The 21833-nt window shown below is 66.3% G+C and carries 22 protein-coding genes; 2 read left to right on the top strand and 20 right to left on the bottom strand.

Annotated features, from left to right (window positions below):
* Positions 1 to 102: 102 nt before the first annotated feature.
* The 11 genes from ABIC94_RS20425 to ABIC94_RS20475 form a co-directional block, all read right to left on the bottom strand.
* Positions 103 to 747: a 2-hydroxychromene-2-carboxylate isomerase gene (locus ABIC94_RS20425; RefSeq protein ID WP_354374800.1), complete on the bottom strand. Its 645-nt coding sequence runs from the start codon at positions 745 to 747 to the stop codon at positions 103 to 105.
* Entirely contained in the window at positions 744 to 1010 is a 267-nt protein-coding gene (locus tag ABIC94_RS20430; protein WP_354374801.1) for a DUF1289 domain-containing protein, read from the bottom strand. Before ABIC94_RS20430 ends, ABIC94_RS20425 begins: the two co-directional genes overlap by 4 nt.
* Before the next feature lies 1 nt (position 1011).
* Entirely contained in the window at positions 1012 to 1500 is a 489-nt protein-coding gene (locus ABIC94_RS20435; protein WP_354374802.1) for a YbaK/EbsC family protein, read from the bottom strand.
* Positions 1500 to 2420, bottom strand: coding sequence for a hydroxymethylglutaryl-CoA lyase (locus ABIC94_RS20440; RefSeq protein WP_354374803.1), 921 nt, complete (start codon positions 2418 to 2420; stop codon positions 1500 to 1502). The genes ABIC94_RS20435 and ABIC94_RS20440 overlap by 1 nt, the downstream gene beginning before the upstream one ends.
* A 141-nt stretch (positions 2421 to 2561) precedes the next feature.
* The gene (locus ABIC94_RS20445; protein WP_354374805.1) at positions 2562 to 2855 is read right to left on the bottom strand and encodes an acylphosphatase; all 294 of its coding nucleotides are present in this window, start codon (positions 2853 to 2855) and stop codon (positions 2562 to 2564) included.
* Between the two features lie 13 nt (positions 2856 to 2868).
* Positions 2869 to 4038 (bottom strand): acyl-CoA dehydrogenase family protein, encoded by a 1170-nt coding sequence (locus ABIC94_RS20450; RefSeq protein ID WP_354374806.1) that lies wholly within the window; start codon positions 4036 to 4038, stop codon positions 2869 to 2871.
* Positions 4035 to 5270 carry a CaiB/BaiF CoA transferase family protein gene (locus ABIC94_RS20455; RefSeq protein ID WP_354374807.1) on the bottom strand — a complete coding sequence of 412 codons (1236 nt, stop codon included), beginning with the start codon at positions 5268 to 5270 and terminating at the stop codon, positions 4035 to 4037. Before ABIC94_RS20455 ends, ABIC94_RS20450 begins: the two co-directional genes overlap by 4 nt.
* Positions 5267 to 6280, bottom strand: a complete 1014-nt coding sequence (locus ABIC94_RS20460; RefSeq protein WP_354374808.1) for a Bug family tripartite tricarboxylate transporter substrate binding protein — start codon at positions 6278 to 6280, stop codon at positions 5267 to 5269. The genes ABIC94_RS20455 and ABIC94_RS20460 overlap by 4 nt, the downstream gene beginning before the upstream one ends.
* 26 nt (positions 6281 to 6306) lie before the next feature.
* Positions 6307 to 6690: a cupin domain-containing protein gene (locus ABIC94_RS20465; protein ID WP_354374809.1), complete on the bottom strand. Its 384-nt coding sequence runs from the start codon at positions 6688 to 6690 to the stop codon at positions 6307 to 6309.
* A 9-nt stretch (positions 6691 to 6699) separates the two neighbouring features.
* Entirely contained in the window at positions 6700 to 7437 is a 738-nt protein-coding gene (locus ABIC94_RS20470; protein ID WP_354374810.1) for an IclR family transcriptional regulator, read from the bottom strand.
* 94 nt (positions 7438 to 7531) lie between these two features.
* Positions 7532 to 8452: a 2-hydroxyacid dehydrogenase gene (locus ABIC94_RS20475; RefSeq protein ID WP_354374811.1), complete on the bottom strand. Its 921-nt coding sequence runs from the start codon at positions 8450 to 8452 to the stop codon at positions 7532 to 7534.
* 134 nt (positions 8453 to 8586) lie between these two features.
* Between ABIC94_RS20475 and ABIC94_RS20480 the strand changes: the two genes are divergently transcribed.
* Entirely contained in the window at positions 8587 to 8901 is a 315-nt protein-coding gene (locus ABIC94_RS20480; RefSeq protein WP_354374812.1) for an EthD family reductase, read from the top strand.
* Between the two features lies 1 nt (position 8902).
* Here ABIC94_RS20480 and ABIC94_RS20485 read toward each other — a convergent pair whose 3' ends face one another.
* The 6 genes from ABIC94_RS20485 to ABIC94_RS20510 all read right to left on the bottom strand — a co-directional run bounded on the left by ABIC94_RS20485 (position 8903) and on the right by ABIC94_RS20510 (position 17344).
* A complete protein-coding gene (locus ABIC94_RS20485) occupies positions 8903 to 10906 on the bottom strand; it encodes an acetyl/propionyl/methylcrotonyl-CoA carboxylase subunit alpha (RefSeq protein ID WP_354374813.1) in 2004 nt (667 codons plus the stop codon).
* The gene (locus tag ABIC94_RS20490) at positions 10899 to 11570 is read right to left on the bottom strand and encodes a DUF4126 domain-containing protein (RefSeq protein ID WP_354374814.1); all 672 of its coding nucleotides are present in this window, start codon (positions 11568 to 11570) and stop codon (positions 10899 to 10901) included. Before ABIC94_RS20490 ends, ABIC94_RS20485 begins: the two co-directional genes overlap by 8 nt.
* 9 nt (positions 11571 to 11579) lie before the next feature.
* Positions 11580 to 12368, bottom strand: coding sequence for an enoyl-CoA hydratase/isomerase family protein (locus tag ABIC94_RS20495; protein ID WP_354374815.1), 789 nt, complete (start codon positions 12366 to 12368; stop codon positions 11580 to 11582).
* A 334-nt stretch (positions 12369 to 12702) separates the two neighbouring features.
* Entirely contained in the window at positions 12703 to 14331 is a 1629-nt protein-coding gene (locus tag ABIC94_RS20500; protein ID WP_354374816.1) for a carboxyl transferase domain-containing protein, read from the bottom strand.
* Positions 14328 to 16019 carry an AMP-binding protein gene (locus ABIC94_RS20505; RefSeq protein WP_354374817.1) on the bottom strand — a complete coding sequence of 564 codons (1692 nt, stop codon included), beginning with the start codon at positions 16017 to 16019 and terminating at the stop codon, positions 14328 to 14330. Before ABIC94_RS20505 ends, ABIC94_RS20500 begins: the two co-directional genes overlap by 4 nt.
* A 152-nt stretch (positions 16020 to 16171) precedes the next feature.
* Entirely contained in the window at positions 16172 to 17344 is a 1173-nt protein-coding gene (locus tag ABIC94_RS20510; RefSeq protein WP_354374818.1) for an isovaleryl-CoA dehydrogenase, read from the bottom strand.
* Between the two features lie 140 nt (positions 17345 to 17484).
* Between ABIC94_RS20510 and ABIC94_RS20515 the strand changes: the two genes are divergently transcribed.
* The gene (locus tag ABIC94_RS20515; RefSeq protein WP_354374819.1) at positions 17485 to 18513 is read left to right on the top strand and encodes an AraC family transcriptional regulator; all 1029 of its coding nucleotides are present in this window, start codon (positions 17485 to 17487) and stop codon (positions 18511 to 18513) included.
* Positions 18514 to 18700: 187 nt separating this feature from the next.
* Here the strand turns inward: ABIC94_RS20515 and ABIC94_RS20520 are convergent, their stop codons facing one another.
* The 3 genes from ABIC94_RS20520 to thiC all read right to left on the bottom strand — a co-directional run bounded on the left by ABIC94_RS20520 (position 18701) and on the right by thiC (position 21759).
* Complete coding sequence (locus ABIC94_RS20520; protein ID WP_354374820.1) at positions 18701 to 19027, bottom strand: thioredoxin family protein; 327 nt, start codon at positions 19025 to 19027, stop codon at positions 18701 to 18703.
* 93 nt (positions 19028 to 19120) lie between these two features.
* The gene (locus ABIC94_RS20525; RefSeq protein WP_354374821.1) at positions 19121 to 19813 is read right to left on the bottom strand and encodes an HAD family hydrolase; all 693 of its coding nucleotides are present in this window, start codon (positions 19811 to 19813) and stop codon (positions 19121 to 19123) included.
* 59 nt (positions 19814 to 19872) lie between these two features.
* The gene (thiC, locus tag ABIC94_RS20530) at positions 19873 to 21759 is read right to left on the bottom strand and encodes a phosphomethylpyrimidine synthase ThiC (protein WP_354374822.1); all 1887 of its coding nucleotides are present in this window, start codon (positions 21757 to 21759) and stop codon (positions 19873 to 19875) included.
* Between the last annotated feature and the right edge of the window lie 74 nt (positions 21760 to 21833).

The raw sequence follows: 21833 nt of genomic DNA on the forward strand, positions 1-21833 counted from the left end.
GGCGCGACTGACCCGAGCCTTTCGCGAAACTGAACCGACGCTTACGGATTAAGGTGAAACCCGCAGGGATCGTTTCAGGTTGTAAGAAATCGGGGCTTTCGCTCAGTTTTTGCTGCCACGCAGCAAGGAAGGCCGCTGGTCGGCGCCGGCCCATTGCGGACCGTCGAACCACGTGTCGCCGCCGAGGTAGGCACGCAGCATCGCGAGCCCGTCGAAGCCCCAGAACAGGCGGCCGTCGACCACGCAAGCGGGCGTGCCGAACACGCCGAGCTGCACGGCTTCGTCGGTGTTGCGCTTGAGCAAGGCCTTGCTCTCGTCGCTGTTCATGTCGCGCTTCGGCTTCAGTTGCGCCGCGAGCGCGGCCAGCCGCGCGGCATCGCCCGCTTCTTCACCGCCGCGCCACACGTGGCGAAAGATGGTTTCGGCCGCGAGGCGGCTGATGCTGCCGTCGTCCGACGTCGAGACTGCGAGCCGCAGGTGCGGGAGCGGGTTGTACGGGTGCGATGCCGGCATCTCGATCTGGATGCCGTTCGCATGGCCGAGCCAGAGCACATGCCGGTAGGTCCAGCTGCGCTTGGCCGGAATCTCCGCGGGGCCGAGCTGGCCATGGTGCTTGAGCAGCGCGCCAAGCAGCACCGGCTTGTAGGCCACGTCGTAGCTCAGGCCTTCGAGTGCTTCGGGCAGGTGCTCGAAGGCAAGGTGCGCATAGGGCGAAATGAAGTCCAGATAAAAGTCGATGTGCTTCATGCGTGCTTGTCTCCAGATGGCTCCGGGATGCGCCAGATGCCGGCCCGTGCCCGTAACTCTATCGCGCGCCACACGCCGCGCCGCGCTGCGTCTTCCATCTTGCTCCAGCCTGCGATCTCGGGGATGGTGCGCAGGCATCCTTCGCAAAGGCCGCTCAGGCGGTCCATGCGGCAGACCGAGGTGCAGGGCGAGGGCGCATCGTCGCCCGAGCGCTGTACGGTGGCGGCACGCTCGGCCAGCGTTTCGGCGGCGTCGAAATTCACGTCACACCACGTCCGCCACCGGCGCGCCGGTGAGCTTCTCGAGGTCTTGCGGACGCAGCTGGAACACCGCGTGCGGATGGCCCGCGGCCGCCCAGATCTCTTCGAAGCGGAACAGCTCACGGTCGATCAGCACCACGGGCTTCGTCGCATGCCCAACCGGCGACACCCCGCCGATGGTGAAGCCGGTGCGCGCCTTCACAAATTCGGCGTCGGCGCGGCCGGTCTTGCCGATGAGTGCGTCGACTTTTTTCTCGTCGACCCGCTTGTCGCCCGAGGTGATGACCAGCACCGCCGCATCGTCGCTCTTGCGGCGAAAGATGATGCTCTTGGCAATCTGCCCAACCAGGATGCCGAGCGCGTCGGCCGCCTGCTGCGCGGTACGGCAGGCATCGTCGAGCATGCGCGGCAAATGCGGATGGCCCGCGTCCTGCAGCACACGGGAAACGCGCTGCACGCCCTCGGGCAGCGAATGAAGTTCAGCGCCGCACATCAAGCTTCCCTTTTCGTACGGATCGCCTTCGACGCACGCGAATTCGGCTCGCGCCCCAGCGCATCGCTGATGTACACGCCCGCGTCGATCAGCTTGTCCAGGTCGATGCCTGTGGCGATGCCCATGCCGTGCAGCATGTACACCACGTCTTCGGTGGCCACGTTGCCGGTCGCGCCCTTGGCGTAGGGACAGCCGCCCAGCCCGGCGGAGGACGACTGGAAGTTCCAGACCCCCAACTCCAGCGAGGCCAGCGTGTTGACCAGCGCCTGGCCGTAAGTGTCGTGGAAGTGGCCCGAGATGTGGTCCACGCCGAAGTGCGCCAGCGTGGCCTCGATGGCAGCCCGCACCTTGCGCGGCGTGCCCACGCCGATGGTGTCGGCCACGTCCACGCGCTGCACGCCGATGTCCTTCATCAGCTTCGCCAGCATGCCCACGCGCTCGGGCGCGATCTCGCCTTCGTACGGGCAGCCGACGGTGCACGACATGGCGCCGCGCACGTCGATGCCTTTTTCGCGCGCCGCGGCCACCACCGGCGCGAAGCGCTCGATGCTCTCGGCGATCGAGCAGTTGATGTTCTTCTGGCTGAAGGCCTCGCTTGCGGCGCCGAACACCACGATCTCGTCGGGCCATTCTTCGCGCGGCGCGGCAATGGCGGCCTCGAAGCCCTTCATGTTGGGCGTGAGCACCGAATAGCGCACACCGGGCTTGCGCTGGATGCCGTGCATCACCTCGGCGTTGTCGGCCATCTGCGGCACCCACTTGGGGCTCACGAAGCTGGTGACCTCGATCTCCTTCAGGCCGGCGTCCTGCAGGCGATGCACGAGGCCGATCTTGATTTCGGCGGAGACGGGTTGCTTCTCGTTCTGCAGTCCGTCGCGCGGACCGACGTCGACGATCTTGACCTTGGCGGGGAGTTTCATGGGATGTCTCTGGGTTCGCAGGGAAAACGAAAAAAGCCGTCCGTCAATTGTCGGCCAGCTGGGGCCGGCGTGCTCGGCACCGCCTGCCGCCAGGGTTGCAATGCCCGCCAGCGGCGTTGCAAATCATGCCAGCCACTCATCTCACACCGTTTCGCGCTGCACGAAATCCGATGGCGGCTCGGCGGGAGCAGGGGCTTCCTCCGCTTCCAGTGCATCCACACGCGCGCCGTCCGGCCCGTTGCGGGCCCACGAAACCAGCGCATCAACAGCAGCGGCCGGGCCATGGGCCAGCGCCTCCACGCTGCCATCGCGGCGGTTGCGCACCCAGCCGCGCACGCCCAGGCGCCGCGCGGCCTGCACCATCGACCAGCGATAGCTCACGCCCTGCACGAGACCACGGATGACGAGATGGCGGGTCACGGCGGGTGGATTCATGGCATGGGCAAGATCAGTACGACTTCGGCAGGCCGAGCGCCTTTTCCGCGATGAAGTTCAAGATCATCTGCGGGCTCACCGGCGCAATGCGCGGAATGTAGCTCTCGCGCAGCAGGCGCTCGACATGGTATTCCTTCGCATAGCCCATGCCGCCCAGCGTGAGAACCGCGTTCTGGCAGGCGTCGTGCGCCGCCTCGGCCGCAAGATACTTGGCAGCATTGGCCTCGATGCCGCAGGGCTCGCCCGCGTCGTACAGCGTGGCGGCCTTGAACACCATCAGGTCGGCCGCCTCGAGATTCGCCCAGGCGCGCGCGAGCGGATGCGCCACGCCCTGGTTCTGGCCGATGGGCCGGCCGAACACGACACGCTCCTGGGCGTACTGCGAGGCGATGCGCAGCGCGGCGCGGCCGATGCCGATGGCTTCGGCCGCGATCAATATGCGCTCCGGGTTGAGCCCGTGCAGGATGTATTCGAAGCCGCGACCCTCCTCGCCGATGCGGTCTTCCTCCGGCACTTCGAGCCCGTCGATGAAGAGCATGTTCGAGTCGACCGCCGCGCGGCCGAGCTTGTGGATCTCGCGCACCTCGACCTTGCTGCGGTCCAGCGGCGTGTAGAACAGCGTGAGGCCCTGCGTGGGCTTTTTCACCTGGTCGATCGGCGTGGTGCGCGTGAGGATCAGCATGCGGTCGGCCACCTGCGCGGTCGATATCCAGATCTTCCGGCCGTGCAGCAGGTAGCTGCCGTTGGGCTGGCGCACGGCCTGCGTCTTGAGGCTCGTGGTGTCGAGCCCCGCGTCGGGCTCGGTCACGGCGAAGCAAGCCTTCTCGGTGCCTGCGATCAGCGGCGGCAGGAAGCGCTGGCGCTGGTCCTCGCTGCCGAACACCACCACGGGGTTGAGCCCGAAGATGTTCATGTGCACCGACGACGCACCCGACATGCCCGCCCCCGACGCGCTGATGGCGCGCATCATCAGCGCGGCTTCGGTAATGCCGAGGCCCGCGCCGCCCTGCGCCTCGGGCATCGCGATGCCGAGCCAGCCGCTTTCGGCCACAGCGCGGTGGAACTCGTGCGGGAACGCGGCACGGTCGTCGTGGTCGCGCCAGTAGTCGGCGGGGAAGTCTTCGCACAGCCGTTCGATGGCGGCCACCAGCGAGCACTGGTCTTCGTTCAGGGAAAAGTTCATTCGCTGTCTTTCGTGGGTTCCGGTTGCAGCGTGACGCCGCGCGCGAGCATCCGGTCGATCTCTTCGCTTGCATAGCCCGCCTCGCGCAGCAACTCGACGCTCTGTTCACCGATGCGAGGCGCCGGCCGGCGAATGGCAGCGGGCGTGGCGCTGTAGCGGCCGACCGGCGCAAGGGTGCGGATGCGGCCCTCGCTCGGGTGATCGAACTCGGGAAAGAAATCGACGGCGCGCAGGTGCGGGTCGTCGAGCAGGCTCTCGGTGCTGTGCAGCCGCGCGACCGGGATGTCGACGGCTTCCAGCGCAGCCATCCATTCGTCGCTGCCGCGCGTGGCCATCACCTCGGCCACGAACGCGTAGACCGCGCCGATGTTCGCGGCGCGTGCTGTGTGGGAGCCGAACATCGGCGAGCTTCGCAGCTCGGGCCGGCCGATCACGTCGAAGAAAGCCTGCCAGTGCTTGTCGTTGTAGATCAGCACGCTCAGGTAGCCATCGGCCGTGGCGTAGGGCTTGCGGTGCGGCGCGAGCAGGCGTGCGTAGCCAGTCGGGCCGAGCGGCGGCTCGAAGCTGTGGCCGCCGAGATGGTCGCCCATCACGAACTGCGAGAGCGCCTCGAACATCGGCACTTCCACCGACTGGCCCTGGCCGGTGCGCTGCGCATGCAGCACGGCAGCCAGCAGGGCGATGGCAGCCTGCAGCCCCACCGCGCGGTCGGCCAGCGTGACGGGTGCATAACGCGGCGCATCGCCGCTTTGCTGCGCGAACAGCGAGGCGACGCCGGCCGCGCCCTGTATGAGGTCGTCGTAGGCGGGCTTGCCGGCATAGGGGCCCTCTTCGCCATAGCCGAAGGCGCCGAGGTAGACGATCTTCGGGTTGACCGCCGCCACGGCTTCGTAGCCGAGCCCGAGCCGCGCCATCGCCTGCGGCCGCGTGTTGTAGATGAGCGCATCGCAGCCGGCCGCGAGCCGCAGGCAAGCCTCGCGGCCCTCGGGCTGCTTGAGGTCGAGCACGATCGAGCGTTTGTTGCGGTTGAGGTGCAGCGCCATTGCGCCCATGCCGGCATTGCGCATCGGACCGACCGCGCGCAGGTTGTCGCCTGAGGGCGGCTCGACCTTGACGATGTCTGCGCCGAGATCGCCGAGCGTCTGCGTGGCGTACGGCCCCATCACGACAGCCGTCAGGTCGAGGATACGGATGCCGTGAAGGGGTCCGGCGGGCGTAGCGGATGAACTCATTCCGGTTGAATGCCCGCAGCCTGAATCAGCTTCTTCCACTTGGCCAGCTCGGACACGGTGAACGCACCCAGCTCTTCCGGTGTGCTGCCGAACGCATCGAAGCCCAGCTTTGCCACGCGCTCGCGGAAGGCTGTGCCATTCGCCATCTCCGACAGCGCCTTGTTCAGCTTCAGCACGACATCGCGCGGCGTGCCGGCCGGCGCGAACGCGCCGTTCCACGACGTGATGTCGAAGCCCTTGAGCTCGGGCGTATCGGCCAATGGCGGCAGTTCGGGGAAGAGCTTGGTGCGCTCCTGCGTGGTGACCGCAATCGCGCGCATCTTGCCGGCCTTCACCGTGGCGAGCCCCGCGGCGAGGTCGACCACCATCATCGACACCTGCCCGCCGATCAGGTCGGCAATGGCCGGCGGCGTGCTCTTGTAGGGCACGTGCAGCATCGGCACGCCGCTCATGCGCGAGAGCGTGGCGCCGCTCACGATGCCGGTGCTGTTGCCGCTCGCATAGGTCAGCTTGCCTGGATGGGCGCGGCCCCAGGCCAGCAGCTCGGCCACGCTCTTCACCGGCAGGTCGTTGTTGACCACCAGCATGAACGGCAGGTTGCCCATGCGGCTCACGGGCGCGAAGTCTTTCACCGGGTCGTAGGGCAGCGACTTCATCAGGCTCGGATTCGCCGAGTGCGTGGTGTTGGTGGTCATGAAGAGCGTGTAGCCGTCGGGCGGCGCCTTGGCCACGAACTCGGCGGCGATCACGCCGTTGGCGCCGGCGCGGTTGTCGACGATGACCGAGGTCTTCAGCGCCTCGCCCAGCATCTGCGCGGTGATGCGCGCCACCGCGTCGGTGCCGCTGCCGGCCGCGAAGGGCACGATCAGCTTGATCGGCTGCTTCGGGTAGGCCTCCTCTGCAAAGGCCCACGGCGCTGCGCCGGCCAGGCCCGCGGCGGCACCGATGGAAATGAAACGGCGGCGGCTTGCCACCGCGACTGTTTCTGTCGCGTTCTTTGTCGTCTGCATGTTGTCTGTCTCCGGGTTGTTGTCGGTCAGGGCCGGATCACGCGCTCCGGCGATTCCTCGTACGGCGGGCTGTAGATGACCAGCACGCGCACCGGCTCGTCGCTCACCACCGTGAAGGTGTGCATCGCGTCCGCCGGAAAAAAGCAGCTGTCGCCGGGGTGCAGCTCCTGCCGCTGGCCGCCCACTTCGGCGACCGCGCGGCCTTCGAGCATGTAGCAGACCTGCTCGATGCCCGGGTGCGCATGGGGCAGCGCGCCCTTGCCCTTCTGGATGTGGCCGACCAGCACCTCGAGCTGCTTCGCGCCCACGGTTTCGGGGCCGATCAGCCGCTTGTTCAGCGTGCCGGTGTGGTTGGCCGGGTGGTAGCCGGCGATGTCGGCTTCGCGGACGAAGTAGCGTGGGAGGGTCATGGTCTTCAATCAGCCTTTATGTTCGATGGCCAGGCAGGCGGAGCGCAGCATGGCGGCCACCTCGTCGATGCGGGGCTCCAGCCGGTAGCGCGGGCCCGCCACCGAGATGGCGTAGGCCTCGCCCCCGATGCGCAGCGGCCACGCGAGGCCGACCAGATCGGGAATGCTCTCGCCCAGGTTGCCGTACCAGCCGCGCGCGGGCGAGCGTTCGAGCTCCTGCTCGATGGCATCGGGCGTGGTCAGCGTGGCGTCGGTCAGCGGTGCCAGCCGGGTGGTTGCGAGCAGGTTGCGGCGCGCCTCGGGCGCGAGCGTGGAGAGCAGCGCGCGGCCCATCGAATTGGCGTAGGCCGGGCGTGTCTCGCCCGATTCGGCGGAATAGCGAATGCTCTGCGGCGCGCTCAGCACTTCCAGGTAGACCACGGTGTTCGGATCGCGGAACTTGCCGAACAACACGGTTTCACGCGCGCCATCGCGCAGCTCTTCGAGCGCGGGCCGCACGCGGTCGAGCACCGGGTCGTGCGCCGCGATGATCTGCGCCATGGCCAGCAGCCGGCCGGTGGGGTAGTAGCCCTGGCGGCGGCCGGTTTCGTACATGTAGCCCTGCTCTTCCAAGGTGCGGATGAGCCCGAGGCAGCTGGACACCGGCATTTCGAGCAGCCGCGCCATCTCGGACAGCGCCAGCGGCTGTTTCTCCCGGGCGAAGAGCTCGACGATCTCGATCACGCGAAAAGCAGTTTTCACAACCATGAAGAAATTTTCGCGTATGTGAAAAACAAAAGCGTCAGGGTTTGCCCCTGGCTGCACCTCCTTTCAGCGTAATCGTCGGTAACGCATGCCGTTGTCAGTAGCCCCGGACCGGGTCGACCACGCCGCTGACCGGCAGGCCCTGTTCCATCGCGCGGATCTTTCCGGCGATCTGGGCAATGGACTCCTCGCGCAGCGTGCGCGCCGAGCCATGCGGCGTGACGGTGATCTTCGGGTGGCGCCAGAAGGCATGGTCGGCCGGCAGCGGCTCGACCTGGAACACATCGAGCGTGGCGCCGGCCAGTTGGCCCGCATCGAGCATCGGGATCAGGTCGTCTTCGACCAGGTGCGCGCCGCGCGCGATGCTGATGAGATAGCCGCCCGGCCGCAGCTTGCCGAGCGTGGTGCGGTTGAGAATGCCGCGCGTCGCCTCGGTCAGCGGCAGCAGGTTGACGAGCACGCGCGTGGACGACAGGAACTCGTCGAACTGCGCTTCGCCGCTGAACACCTTCACGCCGTCGATGGCTTTTGGCGAACGGCTCCAGCCCAGCACCGGGAACTCGAACTGCGCGACCGCTTTCGCGACCCGCTCGCCGAGCACGCCCAGCCCCATGATGCCAACCGGGAAGTCGCGCCGCAGCCGCGGCTTGCGATAGCTCCAGCGGCCTTCGCGTGCATCGGCCTCATACACGTCGAACTCCCGGAAGTGCCGGATCAGCGTGTGGCACACGTACTCGGCCATCTGCACCGACATGCCGGCATCGTCGAGCCGCACGATGCGCGTCTGCGGCGGGACTTTCAGCTTGAGCAGCGCGTCGACGCCCGCTCCGATGTTGAACAGGCCGCGCAGCTTGGGCTGCTCGTCGAGCAACTGCTGGGGCGGCACCCACACCACGGCATGGTCGGCCTGCGAGGCACCCGGTTGCCAGGTCTCGATCTGCGCATCGGGCAGCTCGGCCTTGAGGCCTTCGATCCACGGTTCGGGGCGGTTGTCGGTGAGAGAGACGATGATTTTCATGGATCGAATCTTAGAGGGGCCGGCTACGCCGCGGCTTGCCGGGGCCATGACCAATGGCCGCTTGTAGCGCCGCAGGCCTTCTTCTATGCTGGTGCGCGACCACCGAAGACATCGAAACACCAGGAGACCGAAGCATGATCAAAGTCAGCGTGATGTACCCCTACACCGAGGGCGCCCGATTCGACCACGCCTACTACCGCGACAAGCACATGCCGCTGTTGAAGGCACGCATGGGAGACGCCTGCAAGGCGTACACCATCGACAAGGGCCTGGCCGGCGGCGCGCCGGGCACGCCGCCGACCTATGTCGGCATGTGCCACGTGCTCTGCGAATCCGTCGAAGCCTTCCAGACGGCGTTCGGCCCGCATGCCAAGGAGATCCTGGGCGACATCAGGAACTACACCGACATTGCGCCGGTGATGCAGATCAGCGAAGTGGTGGTGGGCTGACTCAAGCAGCCGCCGCAGCCATTCGCAGCAATTCCTCGCCTTCGGCCACCTGCTCGCCCGGCGAGAACATCAGTTCTTCCACGGTGCCGTCGGCCGGCGCGGCGATGGTGTGCTCCATCTTCATGGCTTCCATTACAGCCAGCGGCTGGCCGCGGCTGACCTTGTCGCCGGCCTTGACGGCGAAGGACACCACCTTGCCGGGCATCGGCGCGGTAAGCCGGCCGGCTTCGGCATGGGTGTCGCCCGCGTGGGCCAGGCGGTCGATGGCGGTGATCTTCGTGGCGCCTTTCGAGGCGAACACATGGGCCGTGGCGCCGTCGAGATGCACGTCGAGCGTCTGCCGCGTGCCCGCGAACTCGACCTCGAATTCTCCCGACGGAAACTGGCCCACGACCAGCGGGCCTTGCGCGCCGCCGGCTTCGAGCCACAGGCTGCCGTCGCGCTTGTAGGTCAGCAAAGCGGTCTGCTCGGCGCCGCGAAACTCGAAGTCGAAGTGGCGCCGGTACTCGCCCATTGCGCGCCAGCCGTCACGCCGTTCGAACGGGTCAGGTGCGCCAGCCGGTCGCTCGGTGATCAGCGTGCGCGTGATGGCGGCAGCAGCGGCCAGCGGCAGGCCCAGCGCCTCGCGGTCGAACAGCACGGTGCGCTCGCGCTCGATCAGCGCGGTGTCGAGGTTGGCCTTCGAGAACGATTCGGTCGCGAGAATGCCGCGCAGGAACTGCACGTTGGTCGACACGCCCACGATCTGCACCTGCGCCAATGCGGCATCGAGCCGGGCCAGCGCCTCGGCACGCGTGGAGCCGTGCACGATCAGCTTGGCGATCATCGAGTCGTAGAACGGCGAGATCTCGCCGCCCTCGCGCACGCCGTCGTCGATGCGCACGCGGCTGCGTTGGAACGCCGTGGCCTGCGGCTTGCGGTACACGCGCAAGGTGCCGGTGGCCGGCAGGAAGTTGTTGTCGGGGTTCTCGGCGCAGATGCGCGCCTCGATGGCGTGGCCGTGAATCTGCAAGTCTGCCTGTTTCGCGGGCAGCGCCTCGCCCGAGGCCACGCGCAGTTGCCATTCGACGAGGTCGAGGCCGGTGATGGCTTCGGTCACCGGGTGCTCCACCTGCAACCGCGTGTTCATCTCCATGAAGAAGAAGTTCATCTCGCCGCCTTCGCGCTGCTCGACGATGAACTCGACGGTGCCCGCGCCCACGTAGTTCACGGCACGCGCCGCGGCCACCGCTGCATCGCCCATTTCCTTGCGCATCGCCTCGGTCATGCCAGGCGCGGGTGCCTCTTCCAGCACCTTCTGGTGACGGCGTTGCACCGAGCAGTCACGCTCGAACAGGTAGACATAGTTGCCGTGCGTGTCGCCGAACACCTGGATCTCGATGTGGCGCGGGCGTTGCACGTACTTTTCGATCAGCACCGCATCGTCGCCGAAGCTATTGATCGCCTCGCGCTGGCACGAAGCGAGCGCCGCCGCAAAGTCTTCCGCCTTGTCGACCGCGCGCATGCCCTTGCCGCCGCCGCCCGCGCTCGCCTTGATGAGCACCGGGTAGCCGATGCGGTCGGCCTCGCGCTGCAGCAGCGCCGGGTCCTGGTCGTGGCCGTGGTAGCCGGGCACCAGCGGCACGCCGGCCTTTTCCATCAGTTGCTTCGATTCGGCCTTCAGGCCCATGGCCTTGATCGCCGAGGGCGGGGGGCCGATGAAGACGAGCCCTGCGTCCGCGCAAGCCTGTGCGAACTCCTCGTTCTCGCTCAGGAAGCCGTAGCCCGGATGCACTGCTTCGGCACCCGTGGCCTTGGCTGCTTCGAGGATCTTTTGCCAGCGCAGGTAGCTGTCTTTCGGTGCGCTGCCGCCCAGGTGCACCGATTCGTCGCATGCGCGCACGTGGTTGGCATGCGCGTCGGCATCGGAGTACACGGCCACGGTGCGAATTGCCATGCGGCGTGCGGTCGCTGCCACCCGGCACGCGATCTCTCCACGATTGGCGATGAGAATTTTCTTAAACATTCGGAGTGTCTCCCGGAGGATTCTTTTTCAGTTGAAACGCAGGCGTGACGCCCGGATCGGGTCGGCCGCTGAAGATGCGTGCCACGCGGGTGAATAGCGCCCGGAGAAAACGCCAACTCTTGCGGATGAGCCACACGCTGAGCACCAGTACCAGGACGAACAGCGCCAGGAAGACCAGCGGGTGCACCACCGCGAGCCACAACCCCGCGGGCACCATGGTGTCTTCGACCAGCGACGCACCCACGTTGGAGAACGGCTCGGGCGAGGTGTTGATGGCCGCACGCGTCGTGGCCTTGGCCGCGTGGGCGGTGGCCGCGAAGCCGCCGCCCAGGAGCGCGGCCACGACGGCCATCACGCCATGGTCGGCGCCGAACACGCTGGCCGCGAGCGCGGCGCCGGCGGGAATGCGGATGGCGGTATGCACCACGTCCCACAGCGAATCGAGGCCCGGGATCTTGTCGGCGAAGAACTCGATGAACACCATGAATCCGCTGGCCGCGATGACCACCGGATGCGCCAGCAACTGCAAGCCGTTGGGCAACGGCACCCAGCCGAAGTAGCCGGCCAGCCCCGTCAACAGCACGACGAGGTACAGCCGCACACCGCTGGCCCAGCCGATGGCGGCGGCCAAAGCCAGCAGTTGGGGCATGTCGAGCGCGTTCATAGCGTGCGCTCAGTGGCCCAGCCAGGACGGTTTGCGCTTCTGCAGAAAGGCCTGAACGCCTTCGCGGCCTTCATCGCTGGCCCGGATATCCGCGATGCCTTCGACCGTTTTCGCAATCAACGCATCGTCGATTTCGCGGCCGTCCACGTCGGCGATCAGCTGCTTGCAGGCACGCACCGCAGCCGGGCTGGCACTGGTGAGCGCCTTCAAGAGTTCGTCGACCTTGGCATCGAGCGCGTCGGCGGCCACCACTTCATGCACGAAGCCGATGCGGTGCGCCTCGGCAGCGGTGAAACGCTCGGCCGTAAGGAAGTAGCGTTGCGAGGCGCGCGTGCCCATGGCGCGCAGCACATACGGGCTGATGGTCGCCGGCACGAGGCCGATCTTGACTTCGCTCAGGCAGTACCACGCCGCGTCCACGCTCACGGCCATGTCGCAGGCCGCGACCAGCCCCATGCCGCCCGCATACACATCGCCCTGCACGCGCGCGATGGTGGGCTTGGGGCACTCGGCGATGGTGCGCAGCATGGTTGCCAGCTTGCCCGCGTCGGCGATGTTCTCGTCCCGCGTGTAGTCGGCCATGCGGCGCATCCAGTTGAGGTTGGCGCCCGCGCAGAAGGCGGGGCCGTTCGCGCCGAGCACGATGGCTTTCACCTGCGGCGCGGCGCCGGCTTCGGTGAAGGCCTGCGTCAGTTCGGCAATGACCACGTCGTCGAAGGCGTTGCGTGCGTCGGGCTGGTCTAGCCAGATGCGCGCTACTGTGTCCTGGATTTCTAGTTTCAGTTTGGTGAAGGTCATGTCAGTGATCCGTGGCGCGGTGCGCATTTGTTCAGGGCGTGTGCAAAGGCCACCGGGTACTCCCCTCCGCGAATGTCCCCCGGGCTTCGCCCTCCTCCTTTATTTCGCTGCGGGGAGCACCCGATGCCCTGTGCACCTGGGCACGCTGCTGGTGCAACGCTGATCAACGACCGACGCGCATCACGCTCACGTCGATGGGGTGCCTTGCGCAGCGAAATAAAGGAGGAGGCCGCAGGCCGGGGGACATTCGCGGAGCAAGGTACCCCGTCGGCGGGAGCGCGCCCCGAAAGGCAACGCCCATGTCGACTCGATGCGCAAGAAAGCTGTGCCATGACTACATCCGGAAGATGCCGAACTTCGGCTCGGGAATCGGCGCATTGCGCGATGCGGCCAAACCGAGCGCCAGCACCCGCCGCGTATCCGCCGGATCGATGATGCCGTCGTCCCACAGCCGCGCCGTCGCGTAGTAGGGATGCCCCTGGTCTTCGTACTGCTGGCGAATCGGCGCCTTGAAGGCCTCTTCCTCGTCCTTGCTCCAGCTTCCGCCCTTGAGCTCGATGCCGTCGCGCTTCACCGTGGCCAGCACGCTCGCGGCCTGCTCGCCGCCCATGACGCTGATGCGCGCGTTGGGCCACATCCAGAGAAAACGCGGGCTGTATGCGCGGCCGCACATGCCGTAGTTGCCGGCGCCGAAGCTGCCGCCGATGATGATGGTGAACTTGGGCACGTTGGCGGTGGCCACCGCCGTCACCATCTTGGCGCCGTGGCGCGCGATGCCTTCGTTCTCGTACTTGCGGCCCACCATGAAGCCCGTGATGTTCTGCAAGAACACCAGCGGAATCTTGCGGTGGCAGCACAGCTCGATGAAGTGCGCGCCCTTCTGCGCCGACTCGCTGAACAGGATGCCGTTGTTGGCGATGATGCCGACGGGCATGCCTTCGATCTCCGCGAAGCCGCAGACCAGCGTGGCGCCGAAGCGCGCCTTGAACTCGTGGAACTCGCTGCCGTCGACGATGCGCGCAATGATCTCGCGCACATCGAAGGGCTTGCGGGTGTCGGTGGGAATCACGCCGTAGAGCTCTTCGCGCGGGAACGCGGGCGCATTCACCGCCGGATGTTCGGCTGGTTGCGGCGCTGCAGCCTTGGCATTCAGATTCGCCACCGCAGAGCGCGCGAGCGCCAGCGCATGCAGATCGTTCTGCGCCAGGTGGTCGACCACGCCCGACAGCCGCGTGTGCACGTCGCCACCGCCCAGGTCTTCGGCCGTCACGACCTCGCCCGTGGCCGCCTTCACGAGCGGCGGGCCGCCCAGGAAAATCGTGCCCTGGTTCTTCACGATGATCGACTCGTCGCTCATCGCCGGCACATACGCGCCGCCTGCCGTGCACGAGCCCATGACCACCGCGATCTGCGGAATGCCCTGGGCGCTCATGTTGGCCTGGTTGTAGAAGATGCGACCGAAGTGGTCGCGGTCGGGGAAGACCTCGTCCTGGTTCGGCAGGTTGGCACCGCCCGAGTCGACCAGGTAGATGCAGGGCAGGCGGTTCTGCTCGGCGATCTCCTGCGCGCGCAGGTGCTTCTTCACCGTCATCGGGTAGTAGGTGCCGCCCTTCACCGTCGCGTCGTTGCACACGATCATGCAGTCCACGCCGTTCACGCGGCCAATGCCCGCGATGATGCCGGCGCCGGGTGCCGATTCGGCCCCCTTCGCATCGAGGTACATCGCATGCGCGGCCAGCGGCGCGATCTCGAGGAACGGCGTACCCGGGTCGAGCAGCTCGGCCACGCGGTCGCGCGGCAGCAGCTTGCCGCGCGCCGTGTGCTTGGCGCGCGCGGCCTCGCCGCCGCCCTGCTCCACTTTCGCGAACTGCGCGTGCAGGTCGTCGACCAGTGCGCGCATCGCCGCGGCATTCGCTTGGAAGTCGGCCGAACGCGCATTCAATTTCGTTTCGAGTTTGCTCATGCTGTCTTTTCTTGGCTGAGACCGAGCTGCTCGGTCATGGCATCGCGGATCTTGAATTTCTGGATCTTGCCGGTCACCGTCATCGGAAATTCGGTGACGAACTGGATGTATTTCGGCACCTTGTAGTGCGCGATCTGGCCCTTGCAGAAGTCGCGGATCTCCGTGTCGGTCGCGGTCTGGCCGGGCTTCACGATGATCCAGGCGCAGAGCTCTTCGCCGTACTTCTTGTCGGGCAGGCCAACCACCTGCACGTCCTGCACCTTGGGGTGGCGGTACAGGAATTCTTCGATCTCGCGCGGGTAGATGTTCTCGCCGCCGCGGATCACCAGGTCCTTGATGCGGCCGACGATGTTGACGTAGCCCTCGGCATCCATCGTCGCGAGATCGCCGGTGTGCATCCAGTGCTCGGCGTCGATGGCTTCGCGCGTCCTGGGCTCGTCCTCCCAGTAGCCGTGCATCACCGAATAGCCGCGGGTGCAGAGCTCGCCCGACTGGCCGGGCGGCATGACCGCGCCGGTCTCCGGATCGATGATCTTCACTTCGATGTGCGGCTGCACCGTGCCGACCGTGGACACGCGCTTGTCCAGCGGCGTGTCGGTGCTGCTCTGGCAGCTCACCGGGCTGGTTTCGGTCATGCCGTAGGCGATGGTGATCTCGCTCAGGTGCATTTCGTTCACCACGCGCTTCATCACCTCGATGGGGCACGGCGAGCCGGCCATGATGCCGGTGCGCAGCGTGGAAAGATCGAACTCCCTGAAGCGCGGATGGTCGAGCTCGGCAATGAACATCGTGGGCACGCCATGCAGCCCGGTGCACTTCTCGGCCTGCACGGTCTCGAGCACGGTGAGTGGATCGAATCCATCGTTCGGGTACACGATGGCCGAGCCATGCGTAAGGCAGGCCAGGTTGCCGAGCACCATGCCAAAGCAGTGGTAGAGCGGCACCGGAATGCAGAGCTTGTCGATGGGCGAGAGCTTCATGCACTCGCCGATGAAAAAGCCGTTGTTCAGGATGTTGCGGTGCGTGAGCGTCGCGCCCTTGGGGAAGCCCGTGGTGCCGCTGGTGAACTGGATGTTGATCGGGTCGGTGGCCTTCAGCGTCTTCTGCACCTGCGCCACGCGCGGGTCGGCCTCACCACCATCCTTGCCGCTTGCAAGCAGATGGCTGAAGCGCTGCATGCCCGGTTGTTCCACATCGGCTGCGGCCTTGCCGTCGATCCAGAAGGTGTGCTGCAGCTGCGGCAGGCGCTTGGGGCCCAGCTCTCGCAGCATGCCGAGGTAGTCGCTGGTCTTGAACTGCGCCATCGTCACCAGTACCTTGCAGCCGACCTTGTTGAGCGCGTATTCGAGCTCGGAGGTGCGGTAGGCCGGGTTGATGTTGACGAGGATCAGGCCGACCTTGGCGGTGGCGATCTGCATCAGCACCCAGGGTGCGTTGTTGTGCGACCAGATGCCGACGCGGTCGCCGGGTGCGAGACCCAGGTTCAGCAGTGCGCTCGCGAGGCGGTTCGATTCGGTCTGCAGCTCGCGGTAGGTGAAGCGCTTGCCTTCGTGGCGGCTGATGAGCGCTTCGCGGTCGGGGTGCTTCGCGACCATGTCGTCGAAGAAGTCGCCGATGGTTTGTTCGATGAGGGGGACGTCGGTGGCGCCCTTGCCGTAACTCTCGGTCAGCGCAGCAGTCATGCTCATGTCCTTCCTTGTCTCCGTTTTGCCTTGCTCCTTCCCCCCTCTGGGGGAAGGTTGGGATGGGGGCAAGCGGCGCTTGTTCGGTGCAGTGCTTCATCGAACGCCGCTTGCCCCCCACCCCTGCCCTCCCCCAGAGGGGGAGGGAGAAAAACATCCTAGGCGGTTTCCGCGAACAGCTCACGCCCAATCAGCATCCGCCGGATCTCGCTCGTCCCCGCACCAATCTCATACAGCTTCGCATCACGCCACAGCCGCTCGACCGGAAAGTCCTTGGTATAGCCCACGCCGCCCAGCGCCTGGATCGCCTCGCCGGCCATCCACGTCGCCTTCTCGGCCGAATAGAGAATCGCGCCCGCCGCATCCTTGCGGAAAGTGCGCGCATGGTCGTTGCGATCACAGGCCTTGCCCACCGCGTACACATAGGCACGCGTGGCCTGCCAGGTCGAGTACATGTCGGCGAGCTTGCCCTGCATCAGCTGGAACTCGCCGATGCTCTGGCCGAACTGCTTGCGCTCGTGGATGAATGGCAGCACCGCGTCCATGCATGCGGCCATGATGCCGAGCGGGCCGCCCGACAGCACCGCGCGCTCGTAGTCGAGCCCGCTCATCAGCACCTTGGCGCCCATGCCTTCACCGCCAAGCACGTTCTCTTCGGGCACTTCGCAGTTGTCGAAGAACAGCGGGTAAGTGTTGGAGCCGCGCATGCCCAGCTTGTCGAGCTTGGTGCCGGCCGAAAAGCCCTTGAAACCTTTTTCGACGATGAAGGCCGTCATGCCGCGCGCGCCCATCTCGGGCTCGGTCTTGGCGTAGATCACCAGCGTGTCGGCGTCGCCGCCGTTGGTGATCCACATCTTGCCGCCGTTGAGCACGTAGTAGCCGTTCTTCTTCTCGGCCTTGAGCTTCATGCTCACCACGTCGGAACCGGCGTTGGGCTCGCTCATGGCCAGCGCGCCCACATGCTCGCCGCTCACCAGCTTGGGCAGGTATTTCTTCTTTTGCGCGTCGCTGCCGTTGCGGTGGATCTGGTTCACGCACAGGTTGGAGTGCGCGCCGTACGAAAGACCCACCGAAGCCGAGGCCCGCGAGACTTCTTCCATGGCCACGATGTGCGCCAGGTAGCCCAGCTCGGTGCCGCCGAACTCTTCCTTCACCGTCATGCCGTGCAGGCCGAGCTCGCCGAGCTTCTGCCACAGGTCGTGCGGGAACAGGTTGTCGCGGTCGATGTCGGCGGCGCGGGGCGCGATTTCGTTTGCGGCAAAGTCCTGGATGGCGCTGCGCAGCGAGTCGATGTCCTCGCCCAGGTCGAAGTTCAGGCCGGGATCGTGCATATGTCTTGTCTCCTCTGAGGGGTCGGCGCGCAGAGCTACCCACGCGGATTGGCGCTTGGAAGAAACACAGCTTACGCCTCGCTGCGCCGCAATTGGCGCCACAATGGTTGCAAATTGCGCCACGCCTATTCCGCCCAGCCATGTCGTCCCCCTCATTCCTCCGCCCAGCCCGCGCCGCCACGCCGATGGCCTTCGTGAGAGCCATCGTCAAGGGCTACGAGCGCTATGGCGCCGACCCCTCGGGGGCCTTGCAGGCGGCACAGATCACGCCGCGCGAACTGGCACGGCCGGGCGCGCGGGTGACGGCGGCGCAATTCGAGGCGCTCTCGGAACATGCCATGCAGGAACTGGACGACGAAGCCCTCGGCTGGTTCTCGCGGCGGCTGCCCTGGGGCAGCTACGGCATGCTGTGCCGCGCCTCGCTGACCTCGCCGGACCTGGGCGTGGCCATCAAGCGATGGTGCCGCCACCATCGCCTGCTGACCGACGACATCACGCTGGCGCTGGAGGTGTCGGGGGGCGTGGCTACGCTGCGCATTGCCGAGCACCGCCCGCTGAACGAAGCGTTTCGCGAGTTCTGCCTGGTCACGAGCCTGCGTTTCCTGCATGGGTATGTCTGCTGGGCCATCGACTCGCGCATTTCGCTGCGCGACGCCACCTTTCCGTTCGCGGCGCCGCCGCATCGCGATGCCTATCCGCTGATGTTCACGCCCGATGTGCGCTTCGATGCGCCCGAAGCCAGCATCAGCTTCGACGAGCGCTACCTCGCCCTGCCCTTGCAACGAGACGAACGCGCACTGCGAACCATGCTCAAGCGGGCACTGCCGCTCACGGTGCTGCAGTACCGGCGCGACCGCCTGCTGGGGCAGCGCGTGCGCGAATTGCTGCGTTCGCGCGCCGCCGAGGCCACCACGGCGGAGGCGCTGGCCACGCTGCTCAATGTGTCGAGCCGCACGCTGCACCGGCAACTGCACGAAGAGGGCACCTCACTACAAACACTGAAGAACGAAGTGCGCCACGAGATGGCAGTGGAGCAGTTGCGCCGCACCAATCGGCCCATCAAGCAGGTGGCGCTGGCGGTGGGCTTTCGCAACGAGAAGAGCTTTTCGCGTGCGTTCCTGCAGTGGACCGGACATGCGCCGCGCGACTTTCGGCAGCAGGGGCTGTAGCGGGATTTTGCTTTTTTGCTTTAACGGCGCTTGGGTGCGGGGCGCATTTGTTCAGGGCGCTGCTGTTCAGGGCGCGCTCCCGCCGACGGGGGACATTCGCGGAGGGGAGTACCCGGTGGCCTGTGCACGCGCCCTGAACAACAGAGCCCTGAACAGCAGCGCCCCCAACAAAGCACCAACCCGAAAGTCAGTCCGCCTGCGCAATCAGCGCCAGCGCATCGGCGATGGATTTGCTGTCTTCCGGCCGCACCAGCTTCGCAACCTCCTTGCCGTCACGCATGAACACCAGCGTGGGCCACAGCCGCACGTTGAACGAGCGCCCCAGCGGTCGCCCACTGCCGTCCTCGACCTTGATGCGCGGGATGTCCGGGTGCTTGGAAAAAGCCTCGGCAATGTTCGGCTGCGCGGCCTTGCAGATGCCGCACCAGTTGGTGCCGAACTCGACCACGGCCGGACCCTTCAGGGCATCGATCTCGGCGCGGTCGGGTTGCTCGGTCTTGTATTCGGAAGTCATCGGGTCTGGCTCCTTGTGGACTTGCTTTACTGCCATTGCAGCAGAAACCCTGCAGGCTTGCTCGCGGCAGGGGCTTGGTCGGCAAGCCCGTTTTCAGGCCGGCTGCAGGCCGTGCGCGGCAAGCAGCGCGGGCAATTCCCGCATGTCGCTGAACACCTGCAGCGCGCCGACGCTGCGCAACGCCTCGGGGCCGCTGTGGCCCGATTCGCCGGTGCTGTAGCCGAACACCGTGGCACCCGCGGCCACGCCGGCCATTGCGCCCGTGACGGTGTCTTCGACCACCGCGCAGCGCTTCGGATCGACACCCAGCGCCTCGGCGGCGGCAAGGTACACATCCGGATGAGGCTTGGAGCGCGGCATCTCGTGGCCACTGAAGATGCGGCCTTCGAAACAATCGAGCAGGCCGACCTTCGCCAGCTGCAACTCGACCTTGTGGCGGTCAGCGCCCGAGGCGCAGGCGATGCGGCCCTTGAGCTTTGCATGGATTTTGCGAATGGCCGCGGGAGCGTGGGGAATGGCCTTCAGGTCGCGTTCGAGGGCTTCGTTGCGGCGCGCCCTGAATGCCCTCAGCCACTCCTCGGTGATCTTGACGCCGGTCCTGGATTCGATGAGGGCGGCTTCGTCCTTCACGGCCTTGCCGGTGAAGGTGTTCATCGATTCTTCGGTGGTGAGATGCCAACCGAGTTCGCCGAGCATTTCGGCAAGAACGCGGTTGGTGATGGGTTCTGAATCGACGAGAACGCCGTCGCAATCGAAGAGAACTGCGGCGAAGGGGAATGGAGTCATTGCGCTGAAGGAGTTTGGGGGGAGTTCCCGCCATGGTAGCAATGACCCCCGGGGCAAACTCAGGACACCGGCTGGATCGGGATGTAGATCTCGCCGCCGCCCGCCATGAACTCCTTGGATTTTTGCGCCATTCCTTCGGCCATGGCTTCCGCCTCGGCCACACCCTTCTTCGCCGCGTACTCCCGCACTTCCTGCGTGATCTTCATGGAGCAGAACTTCGGCCCGCACATCGAACAGAAGTGCGCCACCTTGCTCGAATCCTTGGGCAGCGTCTCGTCGTGGAATTCGCGCGCCGTGTCGGGGTCGAGGCCCAGGTTGAACTGGTCTTGCCAACGGAATTCGAAGCGCGCCTTGCTGAGCGCATCGTCGCGCGAACGCGCCCCAGGATGCCCCTTGGCCACGTCCGCCGCATGCGCGGCGATCTTGTAGGCAATGATCCCTTGCTTCACGTCGTCACGATCGGGCAGACCCAGGTGCTCCTTCGGCGTCACGTAGCACAGCATCGCGGTGCCGGCCCAGCCGATCATCGCGGCGCCGATGGCGCTCGAGATGTGGTCGTAGCCGGGCGCGATGTCGATCGTCAGCGGGCCGAGCGTGTAGAACGGCGCCTCGTGGCAGTGCTTGAGCTGCTCGTCCATGTTGGCCTGGATCATGTGCATCGGCACATGGCCCGGCCCTTCGATCATGGTTTGCACGTCGTGCTTCCAGGCGACTTGCGTCAGCTCGCCCAGCGTGCGCAGCTCGGCAAACTGCGCTTCGTCGTTCGCATCCGCACCGGAGCCCGGGCGCAGGCCATCGCCGAGCGAAAAGCTCACGTCGTAGGCCTTCATGATGTCGCAGATGTCCTCGAAGCGCTCATAGAGAAAGCTCTCCTTGTGGTGTGCGATGCACCACTTGGCCATGATCGAGCCGCCGCGTGACACGATGCCCGTCATGCGGTCGGCCGTCAGGTGGATGAACGGCAGGCGCACGCCGGCGTGGATGGTGAAGTAGTCGATGCCCTGCTCGGCCTGCTCGATCAGCGTATCGCGGAAGATCTCCCAGGTCAGGTCTTCGGCCACGCCGCCCACCTTCTCCAGCGCCTGGTAGATCGGCACGGTGCCGATGGGCACGGGGCTGTTGCGCACGATCCAGTCGCGCGTGGTGTGGATGTTCTTGCCGGTCGACAGATCCATCACGTTGTCGGCGCCCCAGCGGATGGCCCACACGAGCTTTTCCACTTCTTCCTCGATGCTCGAGGTGACGGCCGAGTTGCCGATGTTGGCGTTGATCTTCACCTTGAAGTTGCGGCCGATGGCCATCGGCTCGACTTCGGGATGGTTGATGTTGGCCGGAATGATCGCGCGGCCTCGCGCCACTTCGTCGCGCACGAACTCGGGAGTGATGATGCGCGGAATGCTCGCGCCCATCGGGTTGCCGGCCACGCGCTTCGCGCGCTCCTCGTTGGCGAGGTATTCGGCCATCCACTCGCGCTTGCCGTTCTCGCGCAGGGCCACGTATTCCATCTCGGGCGTGACGATGCCGCGGCGCGCGTAGTGCATCTGCGTGACATTGGCACCCGACTTCGCGCGGCGCGGCGTGCGCTGCAACGCCGAAGCGCCGGCGCGCAGTTCGGCCAGGCGCTGGGCATCGTGGTCGTGAGCGTGCTTGAGGCCCTCGTCGAGCGCCTGGTGCGAGCGGCCTTCGTAGCTTTCGGTGTCGTTGCGCTCGACGATCCAGGCGCCGCGCACGCCGGGCAGGCCACGGCGCACGTCGATCTCGACCTTGGCATCGGTGTACGGGCCCGAAGTGTCGTAGAGCGAAACTGTCTCGCCGTTGGTCAGCAGCACGTCGCGCACCGGCACGTTCAGGTCGGGCCGGCTGCCCGGAATCAGGCACTTGTGCGAAGCGGGAAAGGGCTCGCGCGTGAGCGAGAGCAGGGAGGTGAACTTGTCGGGGGCATTCATGCGGGGCACTCCTTGTTGAGGGAAAGGGTGCTCCGCAATCGCTCTGAGGACTTTGGGCCGCCACGGTGGGTGGG

The organism is Variovorax paradoxus (assembly GCF_040544635.1).
Classification (GTDB): Bacteria; Pseudomonadota; Gammaproteobacteria; order Burkholderiales; family Burkholderiaceae_C; genus Variovorax; species Variovorax paradoxus_R.